The organism is Mycobacterium sp. MAC_080597_8934 (genome assembly GCF_000523975.1).
In the GTDB taxonomy this organism is placed as follows: Bacteria; Actinomycetota; Actinomycetes; order Mycobacteriales; family Mycobacteriaceae; genus Mycobacterium; species Mycobacterium avium.
This window is the reverse complement of record NZ_JAOS01000059.1, coordinates 1-6,483: the sequence shown is the minus strand read 5'-3', so window position 1 is coordinate 6,483 and position 6,483 is coordinate 1. Positions and strand designations below refer to the sequence as shown.

Below are 6,483 nucleotides of genomic sequence, written 5' to 3'. Positions count from 1 at the left end.
GGTCGTGCGGGTTGCTGGGGTCGCGAACGGCTCAATCGGAGGTCAGGCCATCAGAGCCTTGCTATTAGGGCGCCGCGCGTTCTCACAAAGGGTCACGCACCCAACACATTTCGACAACCAAGGAGGTAAATTTGTCCATGGTCACGTGTGGGATCGACTGGGCCCAGGATCATCATGACGTCGCGCTGGTGGATGCCGACGGTCGGCTGGTCGCCAGACGGCGCATCCCCGAGTCGGTCGCCGGATTCGCCGAACTGACCGCCATGCTGGCCGATGCCGACGACGACCCTGAGGATCCGATCCCGGTCGCGATCGAGACCCCGCGCGGGTTGCTGGTCGCCGTGTTGCGGGCCAGCGGTCGACCGATCTACCCGATCAACCCGATGTCGGTGGCCCGCTATCGGGAACGGACGTCGATGTCGGGCAAGAAGTCTGACCACGGCGATGCGGTCACGCTGGCCAACATCCTGCGTACCGACATCGACCAGCATCGTCGGTTACCCGCCGACACCGAACTGGCGCAATCGATCACCGTGCTGGCCCGTGCCCACCAGGACGCCACCTGGCGGCGTAACCGGGCCGGCAACGAACTGCGGTCGCTGCTGCGGGAATATTTCCCGGGTTTCCTGCACGCCTTCGCCGACCGTCCCGGCGGAATCACCGCACCCGAAGCTCGTGCGGTGCTCGCCATCGCTGCCACCCCGGCCAAGGCGGCGCGGCTGTCAAAGCCGCAGATCACCGCCGCCCTGCGCCGCGCCGGACGCCAACGCGGCCTGACCACGCTCGCGGCGACAATCCACCAGCAGCTGCGGCTGCCGCAGCTGCGACACCCCGCCCCGGTCGAAGACGCCTTCGGTATCCAAGCAGTCGCATTGCTGGCCACCCTCGACGCTGAGTGCGCCAACGTCGACCGGCTGGGCGAGGCCACCGCCGCCACCTTTGCCCAGCACGCCGACCACAGGATCATCACCTCATTTGTGGGGGTCGGCGACCTTACCGGTGCCCGCCTGCTCGCCGAAATCGGCGACGACCGAACACGATTCGCCGACGCCCGAGCATTGAAGGCGTTCGCCGGGTCGGCGCCCGTCACCAAAGCCTCTGGGCGCAGCATCCGCATCACTCACCGGCACGTGAAGAACAACCGACTTGCCGCCGTCGGATTCGTCTGGGCGTTCATCGCGGCCGGCTGCGAAGGACCCACCCGCGCTCACTACCTGACACGCCGCGACCACGGCGACCGCCACCCCGCAGCCCTGCGCCACCTCTACAACCGCATGCTCGGCCAGCTCTACCACTGCCTGCAAACCAGCCAAACCTACGACCCAATCAAGGCATACCGACCACCCCCGACGCACCCCACACGAGCCGCCGCTTGACTGTTAACAAGATCGGAGGTCTGTGGATGAGCCTCGGCGGGGCGCGTGAGAAATGGGCGCACCTTCCCGAGGATGATCTGAAAGTCCAGTAGCTCTGATCAAGACCGGCGTTGGCGCGCTGGTTGGGAAGGTACGCCCATGCTCACGGTAGTTCACGACCAGGATTCCTCCAACGAGGACGCGTGCGGGTCGCGGTCGTTGCTCGATGAGATCGTCCGCGACGGTGCCCGCCAGATGCTGGCGGCGGCGTTGGCCGCCGAGGTCGCCGCCTACATCGACGCCCATGCTGGGGAGGTCGATGAGAACGGGCATCGGCTGGTGGTCCGCAACGGCTATCACCGCGAGCGTGAGGTGTTGACCGCGGCGGGTGCGGTGACGGTGATCGCGCCGCGGGTCAACGACAAGCGTATCGACGCCGATACCGCTGAGCGGCGGCGGTTTTCCTCGGCGATCCTGCCGGCGTGGGCGCGTAAGTCCCCGCAGATGACCGAGGTGCTGCCGCTGCTGTATCTGCACGGCTTGTCGACCAGTGACTTCGGTCCCGCGTTGGAACAGTTCCTCGGCTCGGGTGCCGGGCTGTCGGCCACCACGATCACTCGGCTCACCGCGCAGTGGCAGGACGAGGCCAAGGCCTTCGGCGAGCGCGATCTGTCGGGCACCGACTACGTGTACCTGTGGGTCGACGGCATTCATCTCAAGGTCAGGTTGGAGCAGGAGAAGCTCTGCTTGCTGGTGATGATCGGCGTGCGTTCCGATGGCCGAAAGGAGCTCGTTGGGCTGGCCGATGGGTATCGGGAGTCGACCGAGTCGTGGGCCGATCTGCTGCGGTCGTGTCGACGCCGCGGGATGACCGCCCCGGTGCTGGCTGTCGGTGATGGTGCACTGGGCTTCTGGAAGGCGATGCGCGAGGTGTTCCCGGCTACCCGCGAGCAGCGATGCTGGTTCCACAAGCAGGCCAATGTCCTTTCCTGCCTGCCCAAGTCAGCCCACCCCGGTGCGTTGGCGGCGATGCGGGAGATCTACAACGCCGAGGACATCGACCACGCACAGGTCGCGATCAAGGCCTTCGAAGTGGACTACGGGGCCAAGTACCCCAAGGCGGTCGCCAAGATCGTCGATGACGCCGACGTGCTGCTCGAGTTCTACCGCTACCCGGCCGAACACTGGATCCACTTGAGAACGACCAACCCGATCGAGTCGACGTTCGCCACCGTCAGGTTGAGAACCAAGGTCACCAAGGGCCCCGGATCACGCGCGGCCGGAATTGCCATGGCCTACAAGCTGATCGACGCCGCACAAGCCCGCTGGAGGGCCGTCAACGCACCACACCTGGTCGCCCTGGTCCGCGCCGGCGCGGTCTTCCACAAGGGCAAGCTACTCGAACGGCCCGTCGACATCACACCACCCGAACCGGCCGAATCAGCCGAAACGGAGGTCGCCTGAAACACCCCAATCCACAGGTCTTGACAATTCCTCCCGCGGTCAACTCCGCGTCGATCAAGGCTTGGTAGATCGTTTCGGCGGCTTGAGTGATCCGCTCACCGGCATCGGCGGTGCGCAGTGCGTCGAGCACCTCCAGCAAGGCAGACTGGTCCAGGGCCATCGCGATGTTCCTCTCGGTAGTGATTCTTGGTCGTTTCACCACAGAGACTCACGCGATGGCCCTCTTACGTCAGGGACCGACACGCCGCCATCACTTACACCACTCCCCGGGACGCTCCCCGTCTATCGTCCGGTCGGGGTGAAACCAGGTCACTGCGGCGAATGGAGTCAGTTCATCGAGATCGGCGAGCGCGGCACTGCCGTCCGCGCGCAGTTGGTAGCAGACCCCATCGAGCACCAGCATTTCGCCGTCTAGACGGTTGAAGGTGCCGAGACCAAAGTCTCCATGGCGCAATAATTCACGGACCGTGACGTTTCCCTCGTACACGCCATCCAGCAGTGCTCCCATTGTCGAGGTCTGGAAGATCTCTTGAGCCCAACAATGGTCAGAGGCTGCCACTTCAGAGTTCCTCCCCCTCGTTGAGATCCGCCGGTTCGCCGCGGAGCCCACGGATGATGATTTGGTTGTCTTGTTCCACGGTCAGCTCAGTCTCCAGGACAGAAGTACAGCAAGGCATTACACAGCGCGGCGGTGTCGCGGCCGGCTCGCATCACGGTGCGGTCGGGCCGAACGATCGCGGCGGTAGCACGGCCTCGCCGCAGCCAGCGGTCGAGTTCACAGCCGGGTTTGACCGATAAGACGACGGCCCCGCGGTGGTCAAGTTCGATGCGCTGGCCCTTCGTCAGCGGTAAGGACGCGATCAGCGCGAACCGATTTCCGACGACGTTGTCGAACCGAGCACCGTTGTCTAGCAACGGGTTCGGACACAGCGTGGGGAACGTCCCGGGGCGTGGTGTAAATAGTGGCGGCGTGTCGGTGCTGATGTAGAGGGCCATCGCGTGAGTCTCTGTGGTGAAACGACCAAGGATCACTACCGAGAGGAACATCGCGATGGCCCTGGATCAGTCTGCCTTGCTGGAGGTGCTGGACGCATTACGCAATGCCGATGCCGCTGATCGGATCAAGCAGGCCGCCGAGACGATTTATCAGGCACTCATCGATGCGGAGCTGACGGCGGTGATCGGCGCCGGTCCGCATGAACGGAGCGCATCACGAACCAACCAGCGCAATGGGTCTCGGCCGCGCACACTGTCGACGATCGCTGGCGATTTGGAGTTGCGGATTCCCAAGCTTCGGTCGGGCTCGTTCTTCCCGGCGCTGCTGGAGCGGCGCCGCCGGGTCGATCAGTGCTTGTTCGCGGTGGTGATGGAGGCCTATTTGCACGGCACCTCCACCCGCAAAGTCGACGATTTGGTTAAAGCCCTCGGCGCGGACGCCGGCATCTCCAAAAGCGAGGTCTCCCGGATTTGCGCCGATCTGGACACCGAGGTAGGCGCCTTTCGGGACCGGCCTCTATCCGAGCAGCACTTCCCGTATGTGTTCCTCGACGCCACTTACTGCAAGGCTCGGGTCAACCATCGGGTGGTCTCCCAAGCGGTCGTCATCGCCACCGGTGTCGCGGTTGACGGACGCCGTGAAGTGCTCGGCTTCGACGTCGGTGACTCCGAGGACGGCGCGTTTTGGACGGCGTTTCTGCGCTCACTGAAAACCCGCGGCCTGTCCGGGGTGCAGCTGGTGATCTCTGATGCCCACACCGGGTTGCGCAGCGCCATCGAGGCCATCCTCATCGGCGCATCTTGGCAACGATGCCGGGTGCACTTCCTGCGCAACGTGCTCGCCCAGGTGCCCAAGGGATCAGCCGAGATGGTCGCCGCAGCGATCCGCACCATCTTCGCCCAACCCGACGCCGAACATGTGCGAGAGCAACTCGACACCATCGCCGGCATGCTCGGCCGCCAACTGCCCAAGGTCGAAACGATGCTGCGCGAGGCCGCCGACGACATCACCGCATTCGCCGATTTCCCTGTCCTGCACTGGAAAAAGATCTGGAGCACCAACCCCCTCGAACGACTCAACAAGGAGATCAAACGCCGCACCGACGTCGTCGGCGTCTTCCCCAACCCCGCCGCGCTGCTACGGCTGGCCGGCTCCGTTCTCGTCGAAGCCCACGACGAATGGCAAGTCGCCGAAAAGCGCTATCTCTCCGAGACCACCCTGGCCCTATTACATCCCCGCTCCGATTCAGCCGACCAATCCGTTGCCGTCCCCGCCGCCATCACGGCATAGTGGAAACTCGCAGAGCCTCAGGCGAAACGCCGATCGGCTTTACACCACTTCACGGGGCACAACCCACAGCGTGCCTGCAAGGTCTCGGCGGAGACGGGATTTGACAACGAGCGCGGATCTGCGCAGAGCCGGGGTTCTGCTGTTGACGATCCTGCCCCGCATGCCGGGGACGAGGTGCAGGCGCGGGACAACAGTGCGTCGGATCGCGTCCCCGATGCCACCGCCGGCGGTCATGGCCCACCCCATCCCGAGGGCAAGGGCGATCAACGCGCGCGCATGTGGTTTGCGCTCTTGCTCGTAGGTTTCCAGGACCTCCTCGGGCAAGTCTTCGCCGAGTACACCGGCCAGCTTCCAGGCTAGGTTCATCGCGTCCCGGAGCCCTGCTCCCATGCCTTGTCCGATGAACGGCGGTGTGAGATGGGCTGCGTCGCCGAGGAGAAACACGTTGCGATCCCGCCACCGGTTCGCCAGCTGGGCACGGAAGGTGTATTCGGCCACCCGCACCAGTTCGAGGTCTTCGTCGGCTACGTCGCCGACCCACGGTGAGATCAGGCTACGAAGCGCAGCACAGCTGCGGTAATCGTCGGCAGTTTCGCCGGGCAGCAGCCGAAATTCCCATCGGTAGCGAGTGGCCCCGATGCGCATGTACGTCGGGGAGCGTCCCGGGGAGTGGTGTAAGTGATGGCGGCGTGTCGGTCCCTGACGTAAGAGGGCCATCGCGTGAGTCTCTGTGGTGAAACGACCAAGAATCACTACCGAGAGGAACATCGCGATGGCCCTGGACCAGTCTGCCTTGCTGGAGGTGCTCGACGCACTGCGCACCGCCGATGCCGGTGAGCGGATCACTCAAGCCGCCGAAACGATCTACCAAGCCTTGATCGACGCGGAGTTGACCGCGTTCATCGGGGCTTCTCCCCATGAGCGCACCGAGACCCGCTCCAATCAGCGCAACGGCTCGCGTCCGCGCACGCTGTCCACGGTCGCAGGGGACCTGGAACTGCGGATTCCCAAGCTGCGCACCGGGTCATTTTTCCCGGCGTTGTTGGAGCGGCGTCGCCGGGTCGATCAGTGCTTGTTCGCGGTGGTGATGGAGGCCTACCTGCACGGCACCTCCACCCGCAAGGTCGACGATCTGGTCAAGGCACTGGGTACCGATACCGGGATCTCCAAAAGCGAGGTCAGCCGGATCTGCAAAGACCTCGACACCGAGGTCGCGGCCTTCCGGGACCGGCCGTTGGGTGATCAGCGCTTTCCGTATGTCTTCCTCGACGCCACCTACTGCAAGGCCCGGGTGAATCATCGGGTGGTGTCGCAGGCGGTGGTCATCGCCACCGGGGTGGCCGCTGACGGGCGCCGCGAGGTACTGGGCTTTGAGGT

The 6,483-nt window shown here is 64.6% G+C and carries 4 protein-coding genes and 4 pseudogenes; 4 read left to right on the top strand and 4 right to left on the bottom strand.

All coding sequences use genetic code 11. From position 1 onward, the window contains the following. The first annotated feature begins 137 nt into the window (after positions 1-137). Together NF20_RS25260 and NF20_RS25255 are read left to right on the top strand one after the other, a co-directional pair. Entirely contained in the window at positions 138-1,376 is a 1,239-nt protein-coding gene (locus tag NF20_RS25260) for an IS110 family transposase (RefSeq protein ID WP_007172236.1), read from the top strand. 138 nt (positions 1,377-1,514) lie between these two features. Beyond that, positions 1,515-2,819: an IS256-like element IS666 family transposase gene (locus NF20_RS25255; protein WP_011724019.1), complete on the top strand. Its 1,305-nt coding sequence runs from the start codon at positions 1,515-1,517 to the stop codon at positions 2,817-2,819. 34 nt (positions 2,820-2,853) lie between these two features. On the opposite strand, the pseudogene NF20_RS27490 reads toward NF20_RS25255, so the two are convergent. The 3 genes and pseudogenes from NF20_RS27490 to NF20_RS27820 form a co-directional block, all read right to left on the bottom strand. After that, positions 2,854-2,979 (bottom strand): annotated as a pseudogene (locus NF20_RS27490) (IS256 family transposase); the annotation flags it as partial. A gap of 108 nt (positions 2,980-3,087) precedes the next feature. Further along, positions 3,088-3,327 (bottom strand): annotated as a pseudogene (locus NF20_RS25250) (acetolactate decarboxylase); the annotation flags it as partial. Positions 3,328-3,464: 137 nt separating this feature from the next. Then, positions 3,465-3,815 (bottom strand): hypothetical protein, encoded by a 351-nt coding sequence (locus NF20_RS27820; RefSeq protein ID WP_179944066.1) that lies wholly within the window; start codon positions 3,813-3,815, stop codon positions 3,465-3,467. A 55-nt stretch (positions 3,816-3,870) separates the two neighbouring features. On the opposite strand from NF20_RS27820, the gene NF20_RS25240 reads away from it, so the two are divergent. After that, a complete protein-coding gene (locus NF20_RS25240; RefSeq protein ID WP_033712867.1) occupies positions 3,871-5,106 on the top strand; it encodes an IS256-like element IS1311 family transposase in 1,236 nt (411 codons plus the stop codon). Positions 5,107-5,172: 66 nt separating this feature from the next. Here NF20_RS25240 and NF20_RS25235 read toward each other — a convergent pair. Then, positions 5,173-5,772 (bottom strand): annotated as a pseudogene (locus NF20_RS25235) (FAD-dependent monooxygenase); the annotation flags it as partial. A 106-nt stretch (positions 5,773-5,878) separates the two neighbouring features. On the opposite strand from NF20_RS25235, the pseudogene NF20_RS25230 reads away from it, so the two are divergent. Next, positions 5,879-6,483, top strand: a pseudogene (locus tag NF20_RS25230) (IS256-like element IS1245 family transposase); the annotation flags it as partial.